Source organism: uncultured Porphyromonas sp., assembly GCF_934359325.1.
GTDB lineage: Bacteria > Bacteroidota > Bacteroidia > Bacteroidales > Porphyromonadaceae > Porphyromonas_A.
The window spans coordinates 1-3,056 of the sequence record NZ_CAKRLH010000195.1 but is presented as its reverse complement, the minus strand read 5'-3'; the positions used below and the strand labels follow the sequence as shown (position 1 = coordinate 3,056).

Below are 3,056 nucleotides of genomic sequence, written 5' to 3'. Positions count from 1 at the left end.
AGCCGGGCGATGTGGTGGGCGGAGAAGAGCTCGCCAAAGGAGAGCACCTCATCCAGCGTCTTAGCACTGCACTCTCGTAGCAGCTCCATTCCCTCGAGGAGTCGGGTAAGTCGGTCTGACAGTCCTTCCGGTCCCTCCCCCTGGTCGGTAAGGAGCCTGCGATAGCTCTCCCGCCAGGGCTTCCCCGCCTCGGCGAGGTGAGCCAACTCAAGGAGACGGTCAGTCGTCTTGCCACGTGCGGAGACGACCACTAAGGGTGGGGTGTCGTCACTTGCGACAACGTCTTGGATGATCCGGAGGGAGAGACGGAGGGGCTCCCCATTAGCGAGGGACTTGCCCCCAAACTTTAGCACACGCATATATACTATTGTCTTATGGTTTAAGGAAAGAAGGGTCTCATGATCCTGCAGAGCTGGTCATACTCAATGAGGAAAGCGTCGTGACCATGGTCGGAGACGATGGTGTGGAGCTCCGCATGCTCTTTGCCGGAGCCCCTGAGTCGCTCAATGGTCTCACGGGCGATGAAGTAAGGGAAGAGGCGGTCGCTGTCAATGGCAACGAGGTGGATGTGGGAGGCGATCCGTGCCAGCTCTTTCTCATTCTCCGCCGCATAAATAGTGGAAGTAAGGAAGGTCATCACCCGGTAGGCGCTTAGGCTGAAGCGTCCCTCCAGCGTACGACCGTGGTAATCAAGCCAGTCAAGTACTTTTGGGAGTCCGCTGTCGGTCGTTTTCCCCTCAAAGCGACCAATGAGAGACTTCGGCGTGCGGTAGGTGAGCATGGCGTGGACCCGCGCATCGTGGATCGGGCGGTCGGAGTGATCCAGTATCAGTCTCTGTACCTCAGTCTGGGCAAGGAGCCAGTCCGAGGCCTTGTAGTCCGTGGCTATGGGGAAGAGGTACTCCGCCAGCGTCGGCTCGAGGGTGGCGATCTGCCAGGCAATGCCTCCACCGAGACTGGGCCCGATGAGGGCGTAGAGGTGATCGACACGGAGCTCCCTCAGCACGAACAGCCAGAGGCGAGCCACGTCCCTGACACTGAGCAGTGAGGGATCGTCCAGTGGCGCAGAGCCGGCATACTCATTCCCCGGGATGTCGATCGAGAGGATGGTGTAGCGGGTAGTGTCGATCGTCTGCCCCGGACCGATGAGCTTTGCCCACCAACCCTCCGGACCTGCGACGGCAGAGTTGCCGGTAAGGGCGTGACAGACAAGCACGATGGGAGCACTGCCGAGGGCGGGACCTGCCACCTGGTAGGTGAGGGTGAGTGAGGGGATACTCTCTCCTCGCCAGTTGGTGAAGTCCGAGAGTGTTACTTGTCCGAGCATGACTGGTCGAGTGCGTATTGGAGATCTGCCTTCAGGTCCTCGATGCTCTCCAGACCGATAGAGAGACGTATGAGATCGTCTGAGATACCAGCCTGGCGGAGCTCTTCATCAGTCATCTGACTGTGGGTGGTGCCGGCGGGATGGGTAATGAGGGACTTGCTGTCACCGAGATTAGCAACGAGGGTAAAGAGCTGTGTGCTCTCAGTTACCTTACGAGCCGCATGATAACCACCCTTGGGTGCAAAGGTGAGGATCCCACCGCCAAAGCCACCGAGCAAAGTCCGGCAGAGGTCGCTCTGATCGTGAGCAGGAAGGGTGGGGTAGCGGACCCAGGCGACCTTTGGATTGGCCTCCAGCCACTCTGCCAGCTCACGGGTACGGTCACTAATGGCGTGCGCCCTCAGGTCGAGCGTCTCCAGTCCCTTGATCATCTCGTAGGCATTGAGGGGGCTGAGCCCGGTCCCGAGGTCCCGCAGACCGATAGCGCGGAGTGCCGTGATGAGTGCCTGGGGACCAAATGTCTCTGTGAAGGAGATGTTGTTGTATGTGGGGCAGGGCTCCGAGAGCTCGGGGAAGCGCCCACCACCCCAGTCGTACCGACCGGAGTCGATGATCGCCCCTCCGAGGGTCGTGCCGTTACCGCAGACGATCTTGGTGAGAGCGGAGGTGAGAACGTCGGCGCCCTCGCTGATAGCGTGGCTGATCCCCTCGGTAAGAGTAATGTCTGCCACGAGCGGCAGACCGTGGCGATGAGCTACCTCGGACACCTCGGGGATATTGGTGATGGTGAGCCGTGGGTTGCTGAGCGTCTCGCAGAAGACCAGCTTGGTCTTGTCTGTGATGGCAGCCTCCACTTCTTCTGCATTATTAATGTCTACAAAGGTGGTGGTGATGCCGAAACGGGGTAGGGTCGACTCGAGGAGGTTGAAGGTTCCACCGTAGATGCTATTGGAGGCGACGACGTGGTCCCCGGCTCGGAGCAGGGTGAGAAAGAGTGTGCTGTGGGCGCTCTGTCCTGTGGCAGTAACCACAGTGCCGACTCCGCCCTCATATGCGGAGAGTCGCTTCTCGAGGACATCCACAGTGGGGCTGCCGAGTCGGGAGTAGAGGAATCCCTCCTTGCGGAGCGCAAAGATGTCGATCGCCTCCTGCGAGTCGGCGAAGGCGTATGCGGTCGAGGCTACCAGCGGGACAGACACCGCATGGTGACCGGTAGCAAGAGGATCGTAGCCATAGTGGAGTGCAATGGTCTCAGGAGAGTACTTAGGCTGGGAAGTGTGTGACATAAAGCTAGGGTGTAGTGTATGTGATGATAAAAGTGAAGCGAAACCAAACTGAGCTTCTAACTCGTCGGTTTCGCTTCGTGTGCATGAATGTTGTCTTCCGAAATGGTTATGAGATTAAGTGTGGACACGATAGAGCCGACGAGTGTACGCTGTACATTCGCATCATCATCTGAGGCAGCATGCTGCTGCGGGATGTGTAGCTCTTTTGTCTCATAACATTTGGACGAACAGTGTGACAAAGTTACGAAAATACTTTTAAGTAGCAAATATATTTGAATATTAGTATCTTTACAGAATAAATACAAATCAGTAGATTTGTTTCTCAGAATAAGATTATAGCATTGCAAGCAGTTGAAATCAGGTCGGCAGGTAGAGAAAAATGAGTTACCTTTGGGTGCTGGATAATATAACTCACGAAATAACACCCTATGTTTACCTCCATA

General features: G+C 56.7%; 2 protein-coding genes and 1 pseudogene. All 3 read right to left on the bottom strand.

Annotated features, from left to right (window positions below; translation table 11 throughout):
* A pseudogene (locus tag Q0F21_RS06775) lies at positions 1 to 359 on the bottom strand (homoserine dehydrogenase); the annotation flags it as partial.
* 20 nt (positions 360 to 379) lie between these two features.
* Entirely contained in the window at positions 380 to 1,327 is a 948-nt protein-coding gene (locus tag Q0F21_RS06770) for an alpha/beta fold hydrolase (protein ID WP_297238540.1), read from the bottom strand.
* Positions 1,312 to 2,613 (bottom strand): aminotransferase class I/II-fold pyridoxal phosphate-dependent enzyme, encoded by a 1,302-nt coding sequence (locus tag Q0F21_RS06765; protein WP_297238538.1) that lies wholly within the window; start codon positions 2,611 to 2,613, stop codon positions 1,312 to 1,314. The genes Q0F21_RS06770 and Q0F21_RS06765 overlap by 16 nt, the downstream gene beginning before the upstream one ends.
* Between the last annotated feature and the right edge of the window lie 443 nt (positions 2,614 to 3,056).